Genomic DNA, 15,931 nt, shown 5'->3' with positions numbered 1-15,931 from the left:
CCTCGGGGAGGTCGGCAGTATCAAAGGCATGGAGCTTCCCTACGAACCGCGTCGCTGGCGCCCGACCGCCTGGCGCTGCTGCCGGGCCGTCTGGCTCATCGTGAGTTTGGGGGCATCGTTCATGGCGCGGCCGTAGGCGCGAGCCTCGCCGGCGGCGACTTTTTGATCGACCTCGCGCATGAAGGTCTCAGGCACAAAAGCCCCACGCATGTCGAAGATGATCGGTTCCGAAGAGCGCCCAGCTCCAACGGCAGCCAGTCCACCTATTGCCGGCGCGAACGACGGAAGCGACAGGCCTACCAAGCCGCCTTCCGCGTACCCTGGCAGGTTGCCGAACCGCATGACCTCCAGTCGGGCCAGTCCAATGCGGGAGACGGCCTCCTGAGGAAGGACGTATTCGCCCTTGTGGACCAGCCCCGCAGGCTCATGCTTGCCGCCAGCGCCGGTGAAGCCGCCCTCGGAGAAGCCGAGGAAAGAACGACCCGCCGAGAAGATTTTCGACAGCCAGTTGGACGAGCCGCCGCCAATACCCTTCGCCGCCCGCGCGGCCGCTTTCGCACCGCCGCCTCCGCCCCCGCCGAACAGCATCTCGGCGAGCGGTTCGGTCAGGTTGCGACGGATGCCGATGGACACGATGTCGGCCATCATCTGCTTCGCGACGTTCGAGAAGACCTCGCCAAGGTCGCGGGTATTCATGATTGCGTCGACGATGCCCGCGTTCAGCGCATCCAGCCCGCGAGCCGCGACGCTCTCATAGGCTTCCCGAACCTCCGCGATGGATTTGAGGCTCTGGTCGCGCCAGGCGTCCAGCGGCGACAGATTGGCTCGGTTCACCGCATCTCGCTGCAGGCCGAAGACGCGTTCCTGTTCATCGCGAATGGCTTGCTGCCGCTGGGGCGAAAGCTGCCTGAACTTCGGATCGTTCTCGCGTTCGTCTCGCGCCCGTTGCTGCGCCATGGCCAGCAAGCGAAGCTCGATGTCTCTGCGCTCCTTGGCCGTGCGAGCGGCGCCCGATTGGAGCGAAAGCAGATCGGCCGAGAGGTCGGAGAGCATGCGCTCCTGGGCGAGCCGCTCGTCGGCCAGATCGCGGGCCAAGATGTCCGCGGCCACCCGGTCTTCCAGCGTCGCGGTCTGGTCGTTCAGAAGTTTGAGCTGGTCGAACTCGGCTTGGGTTATGTCCTTGCGAGCGAGACGGCTCTCAAGCTGCTTCTGCTCGGCCTCGCGCTCCAGTTTCACCTGGGCCTGCTCGATGTCGAAGCGTTCCTGAACCGTCAGGGCCTCTCGGTCGAAGATGCCAAGGGCGCGCTGGCGGGCGCGGAAGATTTCCTGCTCCACACGTTCAGCACGGCGGGCTTCGCGCTCGGCCTCGCGTTGGGCGCTGTTGCCGCTGGACCGCCCTCTCGGCTGGACCGGCGTGAGTGAAGTTCGACCACTGCTGGAGGCTCGGTTGCGGCGGCCGGCGCTGGCGTCAAGCTGCGCAATCAACTGGCGGGTGACAGCGGGATCGTCTTCGTCGCCGTTTGGCGTCTTGGCGGCTCGACGCATAGCACCGGCGCGACCGCTGGTCTCGGCGTTCCACGCGTCGCGGAGCGCTCCGGGAGCGTCCCGCCAGAGGAACTTGTCCGTCCAGCCCGGGCCGTAGGCCTCGTCAGTACTGCGCTTCCAAGCGTCAAACTTCCCGATGAAATCGTTCAGGCCCTTCAGGGCATCGGCGATGACCTGCGTAAATGCCAGGACCTCGTCGCTGAGGTTGATGAAGGCCTCGGCCATCTGGATCCCGATGACCTGCGACAGGTCGTCGAGCTTGCCCTGGGCTTCCGCCCCTTTACGGATAAGCTCCTCGTCCATGACAAACCCGAGCGCCGCAGCTTCATCGCGGAGGCGCGCCACTTCGTCAGAACCCTCCCGCAACGCCGGAACCAGTGCGCCAAGCCCCAGCTTCTCGGCGATAGCGGCGCGGTCGGACGCGCTCGAGAGGTCGCCAATGCGATCGACAACCGAGTCCAGCGCTTCTTCAGCGCTTGCGAAACGGCGCAGATCTTCCTGCTGGAAGCCGAGCGCCTTGAACGCGTCCCCGGCCTGTTTCGATAGGCCCGCCTGTGCCTGCTCCCACTTCGAGGCGAAAGCCTCCAGGGCTGCCCCGGCTTCCGTAGCCGTAGACCCGCTTTTACGGGCCACGTACTGCCATTCCTGAAGGGCGGTAGTGGACATGCCGATGCGGCGCGCGGAGTTGGCCATATCGTCAGCCATCTTCAGGCTGGCCTGGCCGAACTTGAGTGCCATCGCCAAGCCGGCGGCGAAAACAGCAGTCAGTGCCGTGATGCCTAGCGTCAGGCTGCGCACCACGCCGCCGAAGGAGTTGCCGACGCTTTTCGCGCTTCGGTTCGCGTCGCCCTCAACGCGATCCATGAAGCCCTTCACGTCGCGCTCAGACTGACGCAGATCGTCCGCAAGCTTCTTGCGGGTGGCCCGTAGCTCAAACTCGGCGCTGCCGACGACGTTGCCTTCAGCCATGGAGCCTCCAAAGAAAAAGGCCCGCCGGAGCGAGCCTTGTTCGAATTCTGTTCAGGGTGACGGCGTTCTGTGGACGCGGCAGTTTAATCACTCGCACAAGCGGTCGAGGGGAAGAGAGTGCCTAGCGTGTATCCGGATGACGTTTCACCACAACTCACCAACGATCAGGTGGTGCTGAAGCGAATGCTCTTCTTCGCTGCCGGAATGGAGGCGGTCGCGGAGCATTCCTTGATGGAGGCGCATGTCAGCCACCTCCTTACAAAACTTCTCGGTAAGAACCCCGGCGCTTCAATTGCAATTTTTGAAGGCTTGAGAGGTGCGCAAGCTCAGGCAAATGCCCTGAAACGAGTAGCGAACGAAACGTTATCTCCCGACGACAAAGCGCTACTCATCAAGATCATGGACTGCTGCAAAGCTGCTTCTGCAGGACGAGATGCAATCTCGCATCGGATATGGCTCATGGACGACCAATATCCAGATGCCGTAGTCCTTTATGAGCCCGCTGCAATGTGGCGCCTGAGCATCAAAAGCGAGACCCTAAACGCTCAGGGCCCGATTACCATCGAAGCCGCCAAAAGCGTCCAGGCGCAAATGCGCCAAGCCGCACAGATATGGCGAATGATAGATTTCGATCTGGTGAAACGCCAAGCAGGCAAAGCGTTGGTGGCTCTTGTCGCGTTCGGCGAAGCGTTAGCGTTAGGATCAACGGAAGCCGGTCAGATCAAACGCCAGCAAATCGACGCCTTGTTGGACTTCTAAGCGGGCGCGAATACTTCGCCAACCGGCCGAACAATGCGAAGGCAGGGCCAGCTCATTCGCTCCGTCTGGCTGATGAGAACGTGGCCTGCGCCGTCGAAGTGCAGAGGAAGATCGCAGTCCTGGGCGCTGTGACCGGCCACTCGGGCAAGCAGACGCTCATACCGCTCGATGATCTCCCTCGCCTCTTCCTCAGTCATGGTGATCTCCTGGGCACCTGATAGTCTCCCGCCATGGCCATCGACCCCGACGACCGCTTTGCTGATATGAACGAGCGCATCAGGCGGCTTGAGCAGAGGGCTCCCAAGCCTGATGTGGTTGTTCGACAACGGCCGCCGTCGCCGCCCCCACGCAAACTCGGACCGCGAGAACTGTTCGCCCGGCGATGGTTTCGACGCGCGGTGCTCGCGTGGTGCCTGCTGCTCTGGGCCCTAATGGTCCTGCAAGGAAAGGGCGAGATGTCGGTCGTGACGATGATCCTGACCTTAGCCCTTTGCATCGCCGTCGGCCTGGGCATCAACGTGCTCTATTGGGACTATTGGGAGTTCGGGAGAGGCATCGTCAGTCGCCTTCTACGGCGGAAGAGGGATGCTCCGTGAGATCGACCGCAGTGAAGGCGATCGCCTGGGGCTCAACGATCAATCAGGATTGAGTTGCGAACCCTGTACCACCAGAAGGAAACGGCTCCGACTACTGCACCGCCTGACGTGTAGCCCAGGAGAACCAGCAAACCTGAGCCAGGAAGGAAAAACAGGCTGGCGCAGGCGCCCATGAGCGCACCTTGGCCCGCTGCCAAGCCGATCATAGCCCTCTGCGTTACAAGGCCGCTCAGGATGATCTCGAACACGAGGATCATGCATAGGCAGAAAAGAGCGCCAACACCGAAGAGTGGATAGACCTTCTCGCCCATGAGCATGCCGCCTAAACCTGCAAAGGCCACGGCCAGCACCGCAAGGCCGACAACGGCTGGGCCAATGAAGCGGGGGATGGGCTGGGTCATGCCGACGCGAGGCTATTCCGCGCCGCCCTCGACCTGCAACCCCCAGTCCTCAGCCATGCGGCGGAACTTCGCGAGGGCTTCGGCTTCGGCCAGCGCGGGATCGGCGGGCTTGAGCATGGTGTCGACATAGTGCTGCGGCGCCTGCAACCGCTCTTCGCGAGCGAACCGCTCTCCCCACCATCCGGTGAACAGAAACGCCTCCATTGCAGCGTCCAGGCGCTGGCAGAGCCGGAAGGGGGTCAGACCCCAGAACTCGGCCTCTTTCAAACCCGCCCTTAGCGCTGCCCGAAGATGCGCCCCCACCACGTCCTGCGGGGGCTCCGCGGAGGGTTTTCAGAGCCATCCGTGGCAGGCCTCCCGCTCGGACCGTACTGCGCTAGCTCCCAGGCCTTCCAGCAGGCCTTCAAGCATTCGGCCATCGGATATTCGGCCATCGGCGCGGCCATCACGTCCGCAGCCTGGACCTGGCCGGCGCTCATGATCTCGAGAGCCTCGGCCATAGCCAGAGACGCCCCCGGCTTGCCTTTCTGCATGGCCTTGAACTGTTCCAGCAGCCAGTCATGGCCCTTGGCGTCCAAGGCCGCGTAGGTCAGTTGCAGCGGAACCGCCCGCCCATCCGGCAAGGGCAGGCGGACGATCCCGAGGCGTTCATCGGTCGGCTGCATCAGGCGCCCTGATTATCACGGACCGGTGCGGCCATCGGCTCCAGCGTGCCCGAATAGGTGACCTTACCGTCGACGGGGGCGGACAGGGTCAGGTTCGGAACGGCGTTGAAGCTGATCTGCTTGGCCTGGGCGCCCGAACCGAACGTGATGCGATAGGGCTCGGGCGTGTTGGAGGCCATCGCGGCGAACATCGCTTCCTGTTGAACGTCGCCCTGCTCGTAGTGCATCGAGAAGGTGTACGGCGACGGCTCGCGCGGGCCAGAGATGTACTCGCGCGTCCCGGCCGGCGTGTCGAAGTCCGTGGCGTCGATCTTGTTGGGCGTGAACCCGCCACCGTCGACGCCGAACACGCCGCGGACGGTATCATACGTCGGGGTCTCGCCAGTGCCCCGCAGCAGCTTCATGAAACCTTGGGCCAAAACAGCCATGGCGCTCTCCTATGTTGCAGGCATGGAAAAGGCCGCGCACAGCCTGCCCTGGGCGCGTTGGGGATGACCGGCTGGGCCGGGGTTCAGGTGTTGACGAGATCCAGGCGGATCGTGACGCGGCGGCCGGTGTAGGCCTCCTCCGAGGTTGGGGCTTGGACCGGGCCGGTGACGCGGGCGACGTCGCACTTGCCGCCGGTGACAACGAGTTCGCCGGGGCGGTTGTGGAAGAGGTCGCGGACTTGCCGCATCAGCGTGTCCAGCTGGGCGGCTGAGCCGGTCCGGCGCTGATAACCGCGCACCTCCTGCACGATCAGGCGGCCTGTCTCGGTGAATGTCTCCAGCGCTTCGTCACGGCTTGGCACGGCGATGATCAGAAACGGCTTGGTGGGCTTCGGCTCTTGGTCGAGGAAGTCGTCGGGCGCTGTCTCGTTGAAGATGGCCGGGGCGTTGTTCCAGGTGGCCAGCGACGGAGCGACAGCGGCCAGGCGGGCGAAGATCGTTGCGGTCGAGTTCAATCCCTCGCTCCCTCGATGAAGGCTTGCCGCAGATCGTCAGCATGGTCGGTCGCCAGCAGGCCGAGGAAGGGGCGTGGCGCCATGCGTTCAGTGCCCTTCTCCAGCGCCTCGGCGTAACCGGCATTCGCGACGATGCGTCCGACCAGCTCATCGCCCTCCTCACGGATGTTCGGATCGGCGTTGGTGTTGGAGCGCAGGTTGTTGGAGTCCGGCGCGGGCGGCTCGCCGGGGGCCGAGGCCTGGTGCTTGCCGTAAATCTTGCCGGAGCCGGGCCGGCGCAGGATGTCTTCCTTCAGGATCGTTTCAGCCTTGCCCAGCGCGCCTTGCAGGCCCTTCTCCCCGGCGTCCGCAGCGATCCGGGCGAGAACGCCGTCGTAGAGCGTGACCTTGGTCATCACCGAGCCTGCAGCTTGTAGAGGGCGCTGGCTGGGTCGCCGGTCTTGGCGATGATGTCGAAGGTGCGCATAGCCCCGCCGTTGGAGGGGTCCGGTGCGGTGACCTTGTGTCCCTTGGCCGGGACAACGCCTGCGGGGAGACTCCCGCCGAGAACCAGCACCTGCCGATCCGTCGCGGGGATGCCCAGGCTGATGCGGCGATAATCGCTGTAGTCGGTCACCAACGCCTTGCAGCCATGCGTCGCCGGAGCGCCCGGTATCCACCCGCCTTGACCATCGGAGGTCGCCTCCCCTGGCACCGTCAGGACGCCGTCTTCAAAGTCCTCGGCGAAGTCCTCATAGGCGGCTTCGGCTTCACCCGTGATGATGCTCATGCCGCCCTCCGCACGGAAATACTCTCGTCGCAGCGGCAGGCCACTATCTCGTCGGCCCCGGCCCCGAGGGATGAGTCGCCCGGATACATCATCAGGGCGCCGCTCGGGCTCTGGAAAGGCAGCGTCAGGCCGCGCACCTTCTGACCGCCCATGGCGTCGTGGGTGTCCCTGACACGGCGGTCCCCGGCGTTGTGCCAGGCCCGTTCAATCTCGGCTTCAGTGATCCGGCCGCTATCGACCAGCTGCTGATAGGCTTCCTTCTTGGCCGCCCGGATGGCGGGGATGCCCTCAGTTCGCGCGATGATCTCGCCGCGCAGTTGAAGGAGCCGGCGCTCATAGGCGGTGATGGCCTTGGCGGCGATCTCAGGATCAACGGCTCGGCCTTCTCGAATGGCCTTGGTGATGGAGCGGTCGAAGCGGCGATCTCGACGTCCCCGCGTCAGATAGTGCTTCAGCAGCTTCGGATCAGCTGAAGCCAACTCAGCGCGCGCCGTGACGACATAGGCCCGCTGCGGGGCCGAGAGCCCCATAAGCCCACCCTCGCGCTTTCCCGTCAGCCTGCTGATGCGGCCGACCAGGTCGAGCCCCACCGCCCGAGGATGCGCGCCGCGCGCCATGCCCTCGGCGATGAACTGTCGGGCCTGTTCGCGTTCGGCCTCCAGCAGGCCGGTGATGAGGCGCCCGGCTGTCGCGCGGATGATGGCGGCGGCGCGCTGGTTGCCGGGGTCGAAGCGGAACCCGACCGCGACGCTGGCTGGCATCGAAGACGTCGCCGCTTGTCCCCCGGCGATGAAGGCCTCGTTGATCTTGGCTTCCAGGGCGTGGAAGGCGGCGCGGTCGAGGTGCAGCGCTTCCATGGCGCCGTTCAGATCGCCTTGCTCAATGGCGAGCCGCAGACGCTGGAACTCCACGCCGGATTTCAGGTCCGCGACCACTTCCAAGAAGGCGGCTGCGATCTCCACGCCAAACTTCGCCGCCAGCTCCGCGAAGAGCTGTCGTTGGATCGGTCGTCTTGCCATGGGCTTAGGGCCTCAGCTGCCCGGCGTGGTGCGCGGCCTCGGCCATGAGGTCGAGGTAGGATTCGAACTGCGCCTTAGCGAGATCACGATAGCGCTGGACTTCGCTCTGAGGCTGACCGTGAGCGATGGCCTGCTGCATCTGGCCGGCCGTCGAGGCGCAATCCATGATCGTTTCCGTCGCCAGCGCCATCGGCATGCGATGGGCGGATAGGCGCGGATCATCTGCGTCGATGCGGCGGGTCACGATCTGGACAGTCGCACAGGTCATGTCAGACCACAAACACGGCGATCTGCGGGGCGGAGAAGTACGGCGCGAGCAGGCCCTCGACGGCGCTCAAGCGCAGCGTGTTGTCGGCCACGGCGTCGCCGCTGCCTTCGAAGTATTCCTTTTCGATGACGTCGATCTTCTTGCGCTTCAGGGCGCCGGCGCTTGTCGCCGTAACCGACAGGGAGCCGGGCTTGATTGCTTCCTGAAGGGCAGCCGCATAGGTCGCCTGCTCGATGGCTACGGGGATAACGTCAGCGGGGATCGACTGCCCATGGGCGCTAGCGTCAGCACGAGGCCAAGCGCGATCCTGAGCAAAGCCCCCGGTCGGCTGGCCGGAGAAGTGGGAGCCATACAGTCCGTCGATGTACTGGCTCCCGCGCTGCCGTAGGATGGCGGGCGCAGGCGCGCTCTCGGGCAGGACATGGCCATTCATGGTCAGCCAGTCCTCAAAGCCCTGATCGGTGCCGTAACCCGCCATCCCCTTACTCCGCCGGCTTGGTCTTGCTGGCGATGAAGGCGGTCTTGGCGTCAGCGTCCATCTTGTTGAACGCCTCGGCCTCGTCCTTCGTCAGCTTTTCGACCAGTTCCTTGGTGCCCTCGACGACCGAGTAGGAGCCGGCGCCGCGGTGAACGGCCTGAGGGCCCTCGGCGGGCTTCTCGGTCTTCTTGGCTTTCTCGGCAGGCTTCACCTTCACCCCATCACGGGCGAAGGCGTCGATCTGCTCTTCGGTCAGCGGCCGCGCATTGGCGACCTCCGCCTCGGAGTTGGCCGCGACGACATGGAAGCCGCCGCGCACCTTGAAGGCCTTGTCGAGGGGCGAGCCGTTCTTCACGGCGTAGGTAGTGACGTCTGCCATCACTTCACCCCCTTACGCAGCACGTCCGGGCGTTGGCAGAAATACAGCGGGTAGCTGTACAGCTCGCCGCGGGTCCACGCCTGGCGGTCCCGGTCGGGGATGTTCATGGCGTAGGTGTCCTGGCCCAGCGTGTTGACGTACGGCCCGAACTCCGCCGGAGCCATCGCCTTCTTGAAGACGTCCTTGGCGCCAACCGGGAAGAACTTGGCCTCGTCCGGATCGATGGCGACGGTCGAGTTGTCGTCCGTGCCCCGGTAGTTGTGCCAGGTGATCCCGCCGTAGGTGAACGCCTGCCAAGTGCGGTCCTGACGAAGGTCCGCAGCAGCCGCCCAGTTCTGGTACGTCTTCTCGACTTCCGGATGCGTGATCAGGGCGTCGTAGAACGCGTCACCGACGAGGGCGTGGATGGTAGTGCCCGGCGTGAAGGCGCCGCCGGCCGAACGCGACATGGAGCGGATGACCTCGGCCGTCTTCAGCCGGATCGCGCCAGTGGCGGGGTTGGCGTTGTCCAGGTCGAAGTCGATGGCCGCCGCTTCGGTGACGCCGAACTCGGTGAAGTAGTTGTAGATCACCGTAGTCCCGTCCGCGTCCAGCAGGAGGCCCTGCAGGGCGCCCAAGCGGTGGAACTCGTGCGTCAGGTCCATGTCGTCGCGCACCGAAGCCATGCGCTTCAGATACTCGGCTTGGACTTGGGCGAACTCCGTCTCGGAGCCAAAGGCGCGAATGCCCTGGATCTCCTCGGCGTAGAGGGTGAAGCCCTCGGCCAGACGGGTAGTTTTCAGCGGCACCGCATTGCGCGGGTCCACGACCAGCTCCTTCGGCGGGGCGCCGACCGGGCTCGACGGGATCAGCGTCAGCTTGCCCTCGCGGCGGTCCACAAAGACCGTGCGGGTGCGCACCGGCATGGGCTCGAAGATGTTCAGCGAGCCCAGCAGCTGGGGCTTGTAGCCGACCTTGTTGACCGCGCCGGTGAGCGAAGTCATCGAGAAGGCCGACGAGTTGAAGATGTCCATGGACGCCATGGTGTCTGCCCTCCTTAGCGGACGATGATGCCGAGGGCTTTCAGCGCCGCGTTGGCCGTAGCCTTCGCAGCGTCATTCGCCCCGTTCTGGTAGATGAGATGCGCGCCGTTCACTTCGGCATCGCGCACGACGATGGTCTTCTTGACCGTGCCGGCAGCCGCCTCGAACAGGATGCCGGCGACCGTTTCAGCGCCAGTCGACGCGGCCGGGTCATACCGGACGAAGTTGCCGCCCGCCGTCAGCTTGCCGAGGATGGTGCCCGGTAGCAGGCCAGGCGCGGCGCCAGCGGCCACGGTGCCGACATCACGCGAGCGGTACATGCCGTTGGCTTCCGACACGATGAAGTTGGCCGTGCCGCGGTTCTCGTTGAGTTGAGCCATCGCTTAGGCCCCCTTCTTGATCAGATCGACGCCGGCGCGATCGAAGACCGCGTCGTTCCAGGCATCGTTCGCGTTGATGGAGTGGTCCTGCGACTGGATTGCGTGACGCACCGTGTCGTCCTTGGCGTCCACGACCTTCAGGTCCCAGGCGGCGTCGACGTAGGCCTCGGACTTGTCCTTCACCGTATCGCCCAGGACCGCGCGCTTGATCTCGGCGATGGACTTGCCGTCGGTGACGACCTTCGGATCCAGTGCCTTGGCCTTCGTGACGACGGCGGCGCGGTCAGCGACCAGCGCGTCCAGAGCGGCATCCTCGACGACCTTCTTCTTGGTCTCTTCGAGTTCGACGTCCTTCTTGGCCAGTTCGGCGTCCTTGTCCGCGATGGCCTTGGCGTGGTTGGCGTTCGCGGTTTCGAGGGCCTTGGCGGACTGATCCAGCAGCCCCTTCAGCTTGTTGATCGCGGCCTCGCCCGCGTCCGTGGTCTCGACCGGGAGGCCGTCCACGATAATGGTCTTGAGCGTCATGCGACGGTCTCCATGGTGGCTGGGCGCTTTGGGGGAGCCGGTCTCGAGGGCGCCCTGGTCCCCGATGCGGCATTCCGATCCGGCCCGGCCTCGCGCCACGATGGCGAGGTGGTTGCCGCGGATGTCTGTCTGGATGGCGTCGTAGGCCTCGCCCTGGGGCGTCGTGCCGGCGTCGAAAACGATCTTGCTCTGGTAGCCGCAGGACAGTTCGCGCTTGCCCGCCTTCACGTCCTGAATGGCGGCCTGATCCATCACGACCATGGGCACGCGGATGAAGTCGCCGTCGCGGGCGATCTCGTTGCCCGTCATGCCGACGCTGTGTGCCTTCCAGTTCGTAGCGGAGACCGCCTCGGCGGGGTGATCATTCGTCACCGGCCGATGGGCGAAGCTGGCCAGGGCGTCGGACGAGAAGACCTCGCTCTCCGGCCTAAAGACGCGGACGATGGCCTTGTCCCGGAAACCGGCCTTGTTCTCCGGGTCCACTTCCTTGCCCGTGTAGAGCTGGATGCCGGTGCGCGCGATCTTGGCGTCGGCCACGAGGTATCCATCCCGCGTGAGCCGAGGCTCGCCGAGGGTGACGGCGTCGAACAGTTGCATGCGGCTATGCCTCGCGGAGGTTCTCGGCCCAGCCCTCAGTGATCTCTTCGAAGATCTCGGGGCCGAACTGCAGCTTGCCGCGGAACGGCTCGACCTTGGACAGATCGATGTCGCCGCCGGCGTAGGTGATGGTCACGTGCGGCTGGTAGGACGGGAAGTCCCATGAGGCCTCGGCGTCCCGCCTGATCGCCTCATGGCGCCACGACAGCTCGGACGAGTTGAACAGTAGGACGACCGCACCCTTTTCGCCGAGGGTCTCGATGATGCGGGCGCCGCCGGCCGGCACGGTCAGGCTACCGTTCTTGTCGTTGCTCCAGGGCTCACCAGCCTTCATCCAGTCCACCGGGCGACGGCTGTAGGCGATGGTGACGTGCGGGTCGTCAACGGTCGTGGTGAAGCCTTGCGCCTTGGCCCAAGCGTTGATCTCAGCGGCATTGAGCAGGTCGCGGCGGACGTAGAGGGTACGCGGCGCGGCGTCTTTGGTCTCGGTAGGGTTCGGCTGGTCGGCGGGCGGCACCAGGGCCGCAGCATCGTCCTCACCCTCTTCATCCTGATCGCCGAGCTTGCCGTACTCCTCAATGGCCGCCTCCAGCCCGGCCAGGGAGCCGTCTTCGACCAGCTCGTTGACCAGGGCGTCCGACAGCGCCTCGATGGGCATCAGGGGCTCAGACGTGCCGCCATTGCCCGCGATGGTGCGAGCGGCGTCGGACTTGGTTTTGAAGATGTCGGCCTTGTCCTTCTCGGACAGCTGCCAGAGCGGGTTCCAGTCGTAGTGGATGGCCGGGTCACGCGAGCCCGTGGCCGAGCGGATCAGCGCCTCGTCTAGCCGCGTCAGGGCCGGCCCCATCTCCAGCGTCTGCCCGGCAGCGATGCGGTCGTAATAGTTGCGTAGATCGCTCTCGCCCGCGCTGTTGAGTCCGCCCGGCGACATGCCCATGAACCGGGTCATCGGGATGTCTGCGGCGCCCGCGGCGTGCTGGTCGAAGCGGTCAAGCAGGTCGGGCAGAGAGGCGAAGCTGACGGCCTTGCGGGCGTAGGTGTTCTTGGCGTCCAGCACGAGGGCGCGCAGGTTGGACTTGGCGTCCAGGTTCATCTTCAGCAGGTCGCGGACCTTGTCCTCGCCGCCGGCCATCTTGAGGATTTCGGCCAGGCCTTCGATCGACACGACGTCGACGTTGGCCTCGAAGATCAGGCTGTTGATGTTAGCCGACGCGCTCTCGGCCTGCTTCACCGCCGACATGACCGCGATCAGGACGCTGTCGCCCCAGCCGAAGGCGCTGCTGGTGATGTCCGGCTCTGGCAGTTCGTTGCCGTAGAAGATGGTCAAGCGGGACGGGTGGATGCGAGCCTGCCCGGTCGCGCCGCCCGCGACGGTGAACTCCTTTGGCATTTCCGAAAACTCGGACAGCGGATCCGTCTCGATCTCTCCGGCCACCAGTCGGCGAGGCGTGAAGACCTTCAGGAAGCGAATGCCGCCCTTCTGGACGCGGCTCAGGTCCAGCGGCTGCGACGCGTCGTCCCCGAAGTCCGCATAAACCGCAGCGCCGCCGAACAGGCGGGCCTTCTTGCGGGCCTCCAGCACCTTCCCCTTGATGTTGAGCCGCTTCTCCTCGGCCTCGATCAGTTCGATCTGGCCATCAGCAGCCTGCCAGGCGCGCCATTCTCGACAGCTATCCAGCGCCGGGATGTCCACGATCTTCCGCGCCATCCAGGACCCGCGGTAGGCGTTGACCAACTCCTGCGGGTCGACGGTCGGCTCGGCGTAGTAGGTCGAAGCCGCCTTGTCCCGCTCCGTGCCCAGGCCAGAAAGCGCATTGGCGAGGCCGTCGCCGATGGTGATCACTTCACCCATGGGTCTGACCTCACAGAAGGCTGTCGATGTCGAGCGTGACTGGCGCTTCTCGCGGCGCGAACGCCATCACAAACGCATCGGCTTTGTTGGGCGACGGGATGTCCCGCTTGGCCAGGTCTTTCTTGCTCTCAACTTTCACCTTGCCGCTCCCGTCATAGTCGCGCCGTGGCGTCGAAAGCTCGTCGATCAGCAGGTCCAGGTGCTCGCAATCAGGAGAGATCGAAATCAGCTCCCCCTCGCCGAACGTCATGCCTTTAGCGACCGCGTTGAACGTGTTGCGGAACCGAGCCGCCACCTCCCACCAGGCCTGAGCCTTGAGGTTGAGGTAGAAGTCTTCGTTGGCCGGGCTCTTCGGGTCTTTCGGGTCGATCCGCGCCTTGGGGTTCAGGATTGCGCCCGAGGCGTTGAACTTGTGGTAGGCGACCCGAGCGTTCTTCTGCTCGTTCAAGGTGGAGAAGTGGGCGCCCGCAAAGGCCCCGACCCCGATGCTGTCGTAATCGATCTCTGCCCCGGCCTCGACGGCCTGGGCATGAACCCGAGAGGCCGACTTTAGCAGCTCGTCTTCGCCGGCCTTCCATTCATCGACCCGGACCGCCTCGATGCCGTGAGCCTCGACAGTCGCGCACTTGTCGTCGCCGCCATCCGCCACGTCGAAGCCGATCCGACGGCGTCCCGTTGCGGGCAGGCCCAGGACATGCCGCGCGTTGATGGCCGCCATGATCCAGGAGCGCTTGATAATGACCGCGTCGTCGTCTTCCCGAGGCTCCCCGAGATAGACGTGGCGGTATTCCTCTTCGTCCTCGGCCTTCTTGGCCTCGATCACCTTCAGGATGGTCGGCGAGAGGAATGGGTTCTCGGTGTAGTTGATCGTCCGAACGATCGTGTCGGGAGGGGTGTTCGTGACGAAGCGGCGATAGACGAAGTCCGTCACCAGCCTGGGGTTGAAGATGATCCAGAACTGCGAGCCATCCTTACGGACGGTCGGCTCCAAAATCTCCCATTGCGCCTTCGTGAGGTTGTGGGCCTCTTCGATCCAGCAGACGTCGATGTCCTCGAGCGACTTGATCTCGTCGATGTGGCGCCACAGGCCGTAGAAAATGAACTCCGAGCCGGTTGTGTTGTGGACGATCCGGTTGTTGAGGATCGTGAACTCTGCCTTCAGGCCAAAGCGCTCGATCTGGATCTTGAGGAGCGTGTAGACGCTCTCCTCGATCTTGTTCTGGAACTGACGGGTGCAAAGGAAGCGGACCCGGTAGTTGGCCGCCAGGAAGATCGCGAACCCCGCTGCGTCCCAGCTCTTCGATGACGACCGGCCACCCTTCAGAACCCGGTTGCGGGCTGGCGTTAGCCAGAAATCCCGCAGGGCTGGATTAAGCGTCGCCGCCATAGAAGTCGTTGAGCGTCTTGGGCGTCGTCACCCGAGCGTCGATGTCCAGCGACTGCTTCGGCTTGCCATGACCCCGGTCGAGCAGCGCATTGGCGGCAGCGACACGGGCGGCGGCGGGCTGAGCGTCATCGCGCATGATGCTGGCGAGCGTGCTCAGCGCGTCCTCAGTGAACGCCTGTGCAGCGTCCCTAACGACCACAGTCGCCTTGTTCGGTGCGCCCTTACGACGGCCAGCGCCGGGGCGTGCGCCTCCTCGGGCCATCGTTTGATTTCCTTTGATTGTTTTTCAATCAGCTGCCGCTACCAAACCGCTCATGGCGGCCGTTAATTAGATCGGCCAACTGATTTCGCTTGGGGCCTCGGCGAGGGCTGCGCCTCAGCCTTTACCCGCTCCGCAACGCCAGCCGCGTCCAGGCGATCAGCAGCCTTGGCGTCCTTGGCGTTGAAGGTGGCGCCGGCGGCGGCCGAGCCGTCAGACAGCGAGAAGCCGACGAGGGCTTTCATGGGGACCATGGTTGATCTCCGAATGTCGTGGGGTGTCCTCCGATCCAGCCGTACGCCGCAGCTCAGAACGTGGTCGGAGAGCAAAATAAAAGGCCCCGCCCGAGAGGGAGGAGCCTTGCTTGGGCCGAAACGCCCTGTTTGGCTTATGTCAGGGATTACCTCTCCGCTGTCAAGCTGCGGCGCTGCAACCTATTCGGTCAGCTCCAAGTGCTCCATCGGCCATCCTGCAATCGAGAGTGGGTTGCTTTCAACATACTGCAGCATGTCGCCGCACACTTCGCGTAGTGGTTTGGAGCCAAAGGAGGACCTCGCCATATCAAGAAACTTGTCGTGAAGATCCTTGAAGTCCCCGTCCTGAATGAGCTCGGGATATTCCGCCATCTCAAATGTCCGAAATATAAGCATGGAAGGCGTGACCTTCTTAAAAACTTCACCAAAATCAATCACCGCTGCCAACACGTTAAAGCTGGCGAGCGATGGATTGTAGTCCTTTAGTTCGGCATTTGGATCTTTGTCAGCATGCTTAGAGTGGTTGTACGCCGCACGATCAAGATCTCGCCACTCCTTGAGGCGGTCTGGCTTAATGAAAGCCTCCATCGAGCCCTTGAAGGTTTTGGCGCCAGATTCCCTCGCAAGGCTACGAAGCACATCGATAGCTGCGTGTGCGACTAAGTTGGCGACGACGGGCTCTTTGCGAACCCGTAGCAGCCAAATCGCGCTGTCTATTTGGCGGGTCAGAATCTGACGCCGGGTCAAGTTCAGTAGCTCTTCCAAGTGACGTGACCCCCGTTTCTCATCCAGCCATAACAAGAGTCCGAGGTTGATCTGGGTAGAGATTGGTTGGGTTGGCAATAGGGCGGCCTGCGCAGCCGT

General features: G+C 64.2%; 22 protein-coding genes. 2 read left to right on the top strand and 20 right to left on the bottom strand.

The features are described from left to right. Positions 1 to 39: 39 nt before the first annotated feature. A complete protein-coding gene (locus ACLBV5_RS04565; RefSeq protein ID WP_447604946.1) occupies positions 40 to 2,514 on the bottom strand; it encodes a hypothetical protein in 2,475 nt (824 codons plus the stop codon). A 126-nt stretch (positions 2,515 to 2,640) separates the two neighbouring features. On the opposite strand from ACLBV5_RS04565, the gene ACLBV5_RS04560 reads away from it, so the two are divergent. Both ACLBV5_RS04560 and ACLBV5_RS04555 read left to right on the top strand, forming a co-directional pair. Beyond that, positions 2,641 to 3,273, top strand: coding sequence for a hypothetical protein (locus tag ACLBV5_RS04560; RefSeq protein ID WP_447604945.1), 633 nt, complete (start codon positions 2,641 to 2,643; stop codon positions 3,271 to 3,273). A 230-nt stretch (positions 3,274 to 3,503) separates the two neighbouring features. Beyond that, positions 3,504 to 3,869 carry a hypothetical protein gene (locus ACLBV5_RS04555; RefSeq protein WP_447604944.1) on the top strand — a complete coding sequence of 122 codons (366 nt, stop codon included), beginning with the start codon at positions 3,504 to 3,506 and terminating at the stop codon, positions 3,867 to 3,869. A 32-nt stretch (positions 3,870 to 3,901) separates the two neighbouring features. Here ACLBV5_RS04555 and ACLBV5_RS04550 read toward each other — a convergent pair whose 3' ends face one another. The 19 genes from ACLBV5_RS04550 to ACLBV5_RS04460 all read right to left on the bottom strand — a co-directional run. Further along, positions 3,902 to 4,270: a hypothetical protein gene (locus ACLBV5_RS04550; protein ID WP_447604943.1), complete on the bottom strand. Its 369-nt coding sequence runs from the start codon at positions 4,268 to 4,270 to the stop codon at positions 3,902 to 3,904. A gap of 12 nt (positions 4,271 to 4,282) precedes the next feature. Beyond that, positions 4,283 to 4,474, bottom strand: coding sequence for a hypothetical protein (locus tag ACLBV5_RS04545; protein WP_447604942.1), 192 nt, complete (start codon positions 4,472 to 4,474; stop codon positions 4,283 to 4,285). 71 nt (positions 4,475 to 4,545) lie between these two features. Next, positions 4,546 to 4,935, bottom strand: coding sequence for a hypothetical protein (locus tag ACLBV5_RS04540; protein ID WP_447604941.1), 390 nt, complete (start codon positions 4,933 to 4,935; stop codon positions 4,546 to 4,548). Then, the gene (locus tag ACLBV5_RS04535; protein WP_312446703.1) at positions 4,935 to 5,363 is read right to left on the bottom strand and encodes a phage tail tube protein; all 429 of its coding nucleotides are present in this window, start codon (positions 5,361 to 5,363) and stop codon (positions 4,935 to 4,937) included. The genes ACLBV5_RS04540 and ACLBV5_RS04535 overlap by 1 nt, the downstream gene beginning before the upstream one ends. An 83-nt stretch (positions 5,364 to 5,446) precedes the next feature. After that, the gene (locus ACLBV5_RS04530; RefSeq protein ID WP_447604940.1) at positions 5,447 to 5,878 is read right to left on the bottom strand and encodes a hypothetical protein; all 432 of its coding nucleotides are present in this window, start codon (positions 5,876 to 5,878) and stop codon (positions 5,447 to 5,449) included. Beyond that, complete coding sequence (locus ACLBV5_RS04525; protein WP_447604939.1) at positions 5,875 to 6,273, bottom strand: hypothetical protein; 399 nt, start codon at positions 6,271 to 6,273, stop codon at positions 5,875 to 5,877. The genes ACLBV5_RS04530 and ACLBV5_RS04525 overlap by 4 nt, the downstream gene beginning before the upstream one ends. Beyond that, positions 6,273 to 6,647: a hypothetical protein gene (locus ACLBV5_RS04520; RefSeq protein ID WP_447604938.1), complete on the bottom strand. Its 375-nt coding sequence runs from the start codon at positions 6,645 to 6,647 to the stop codon at positions 6,273 to 6,275. The genes ACLBV5_RS04525 and ACLBV5_RS04520 overlap by 1 nt, the downstream gene beginning before the upstream one ends. Beyond that, positions 6,644 to 7,609: a hypothetical protein gene (locus tag ACLBV5_RS04515; protein ID WP_447604937.1), complete on the bottom strand. Its 966-nt coding sequence runs from the start codon at positions 7,607 to 7,609 to the stop codon at positions 6,644 to 6,646. Before ACLBV5_RS04515 ends, ACLBV5_RS04520 begins: the two co-directional genes overlap by 4 nt. A gap of 61 nt (positions 7,610 to 7,670) precedes the next feature. Beyond that, positions 7,671 to 7,934, bottom strand: coding sequence for a hypothetical protein (locus ACLBV5_RS04510; RefSeq protein WP_447604936.1), 264 nt, complete (start codon positions 7,932 to 7,934; stop codon positions 7,671 to 7,673). Between the two features lies 1 nt (position 7,935). Next, entirely contained in the window at positions 7,936 to 8,412 is a 477-nt protein-coding gene (locus ACLBV5_RS04505; RefSeq protein WP_447604935.1) for a DnaT-like ssDNA-binding protein, read from the bottom strand. A gap of 4 nt (positions 8,413 to 8,416) precedes the next feature. Continuing rightward, entirely contained in the window at positions 8,417 to 8,791 is a 375-nt protein-coding gene (locus ACLBV5_RS04500) for a hypothetical protein (RefSeq protein WP_447604934.1), read from the bottom strand. Then, positions 8,791 to 9,813 (bottom strand): major capsid protein, encoded by a 1,023-nt coding sequence (locus tag ACLBV5_RS04495; RefSeq protein WP_447604933.1) that lies wholly within the window; start codon positions 9,811 to 9,813, stop codon positions 8,791 to 8,793. The genes ACLBV5_RS04500 and ACLBV5_RS04495 overlap by 1 nt, the downstream gene beginning before the upstream one ends. A gap of 14 nt (positions 9,814 to 9,827) precedes the next feature. Then, a complete protein-coding gene (locus tag ACLBV5_RS04490; RefSeq protein WP_447604932.1) occupies positions 9,828 to 10,193 on the bottom strand; it encodes a head decoration protein in 366 nt (121 codons plus the stop codon). A gap of 3 nt (positions 10,194 to 10,196) precedes the next feature. Beyond that, entirely contained in the window at positions 10,197 to 11,315 is a 1,119-nt protein-coding gene (locus tag ACLBV5_RS04485; RefSeq protein WP_447604931.1) for a DUF2213 domain-containing protein, read from the bottom strand. A gap of 4 nt (positions 11,316 to 11,319) precedes the next feature. Next, positions 11,320 to 13,167 carry an anti-CBASS protein Acb1 family protein gene (locus ACLBV5_RS04480; RefSeq protein WP_447604930.1) on the bottom strand — a complete coding sequence of 616 codons (1,848 nt, stop codon included), beginning with the start codon at positions 13,165 to 13,167 and terminating at the stop codon, positions 11,320 to 11,322. Positions 13,168 to 13,177: 10 nt separating this feature from the next. Beyond that, positions 13,178 to 14,554, bottom strand: a complete 1,377-nt coding sequence (locus ACLBV5_RS04475) for a PBSX family phage terminase large subunit (RefSeq protein WP_447604929.1) — start codon at positions 14,552 to 14,554, stop codon at positions 13,178 to 13,180. Then, positions 14,538 to 14,816 (bottom strand): hypothetical protein, encoded by a 279-nt coding sequence (locus tag ACLBV5_RS04470; RefSeq protein WP_447604928.1) that lies wholly within the window; start codon positions 14,814 to 14,816, stop codon positions 14,538 to 14,540. Before ACLBV5_RS04470 ends, ACLBV5_RS04475 begins: the two co-directional genes overlap by 17 nt. Positions 14,817 to 14,878: 62 nt before the next feature. Next, the gene (locus tag ACLBV5_RS04465; protein ID WP_447604927.1) at positions 14,879 to 15,067 is read right to left on the bottom strand and encodes a hypothetical protein; all 189 of its coding nucleotides are present in this window, start codon (positions 15,065 to 15,067) and stop codon (positions 14,879 to 14,881) included. A 180-nt stretch (positions 15,068 to 15,247) separates the two neighbouring features. Further along, positions 15,248 to 15,931 (bottom strand): hypothetical protein (locus ACLBV5_RS04460; RefSeq protein ID WP_447604926.1); only part of this gene is annotated, 684 nt, incomplete at its 5' end.

The organism is Brevundimonas sp. M1A4_2e (genome assembly GCF_053345555.1).
The sequence above is the reverse complement of the archived record's forward strand: the minus strand, read 5'-3'. Positions and strand labels throughout refer to the sequence as shown.

Excerpts from the sequence above, each read along its gene's own strand:
- ACLBV5_RS04565 (WP_447604946.1), bottom strand. The coding sequence starts at position 2,514 with ATGGCTGAAGGCAACGTCGTCGGCAGCGCCGAGTTTGAGCTACGGGCC.
- ACLBV5_RS04555 (WP_447604944.1), top strand. The coding sequence starts at position 3,504 with ATGGCCATCGACCCCGACGACCGCTTTGCTGATATGAACGAGCGCATC.
- ACLBV5_RS04550 (WP_447604943.1), bottom strand. The coding sequence starts at position 4,270 with ATGACCCAGCCCATCCCCCGCTTCATTGGCCCAGCCGTTGTCGGCCTT.
- ACLBV5_RS04545 (WP_447604942.1), bottom strand. The coding sequence starts at position 4,474 with ATGGAGGCGTTTCTGTTCACCGGATGGTGGGGAGAGCGGTTCGCTCGC.
- ACLBV5_RS04540 (WP_447604941.1), bottom strand. The coding sequence starts at position 4,935 with ATGCAGCCGACCGATGAACGCCTCGGGATCGTCCGCCTGCCCTTGCCG.
- ACLBV5_RS04535 (WP_312446703.1), bottom strand. The coding sequence starts at position 5,363 with ATGGCTGTTTTGGCCCAAGGTTTCATGAAGCTGCTGCGGGGCACTGGC.
- ACLBV5_RS04525 (WP_447604939.1), bottom strand. The coding sequence starts at position 6,273 with ATGACCAAGGTCACGCTCTACGACGGCGTTCTCGCCCGGATCGCTGCG.
- ACLBV5_RS04520 (WP_447604938.1), bottom strand. The coding sequence starts at position 6,647 with ATGAGCATCATCACGGGTGAAGCCGAAGCCGCCTATGAGGACTTCGCC.
- ACLBV5_RS04510 (WP_447604936.1), bottom strand. The coding sequence starts at position 7,934 with ATGACCTGTGCGACTGTCCAGATCGTGACCCGCCGCATCGACGCAGAT.
- ACLBV5_RS04505 (WP_447604935.1), bottom strand. The coding sequence starts at position 8,412 with ATGGCGGGTTACGGCACCGATCAGGGCTTTGAGGACTGGCTGACCATG.
- ACLBV5_RS04500 (WP_447604934.1), bottom strand. The coding sequence starts at position 8,791 with ATGGCAGACGTCACTACCTACGCCGTGAAGAACGGCTCGCCCCTCGAC.
- ACLBV5_RS04495 (WP_447604933.1), bottom strand. The coding sequence starts at position 9,813 with ATGGCGTCCATGGACATCTTCAACTCGTCGGCCTTCTCGATGACTTCG.
- ACLBV5_RS04490 (WP_447604932.1), bottom strand. The coding sequence starts at position 10,193 with ATGGCTCAACTCAACGAGAACCGCGGCACGGCCAACTTCATCGTGTCG.
- ACLBV5_RS04485 (WP_447604931.1), bottom strand. The coding sequence starts at position 11,315 with ATGCAACTGTTCGACGCCGTCACCCTCGGCGAGCCTCGGCTCACGCGG.
- ACLBV5_RS04480 (WP_447604930.1), bottom strand. The coding sequence starts at position 13,167 with ATGGGTGAAGTGATCACCATCGGCGACGGCCTCGCCAATGCGCTTTCT.
- ACLBV5_RS04475 (WP_447604929.1), bottom strand. The coding sequence starts at position 14,554 with ATGGCGGCGACGCTTAATCCAGCCCTGCGGGATTTCTGGCTAACGCCA.
- ACLBV5_RS04470 (WP_447604928.1), bottom strand. The coding sequence starts at position 14,816 with ATGGCCCGAGGAGGCGCACGCCCCGGCGCTGGCCGTCGTAAGGGCGCA.
- ACLBV5_RS04465 (WP_447604927.1), bottom strand. The coding sequence starts at position 15,067 with ATGGTCCCCATGAAAGCCCTCGTCGGCTTCTCGCTGTCTGACGGCTCG.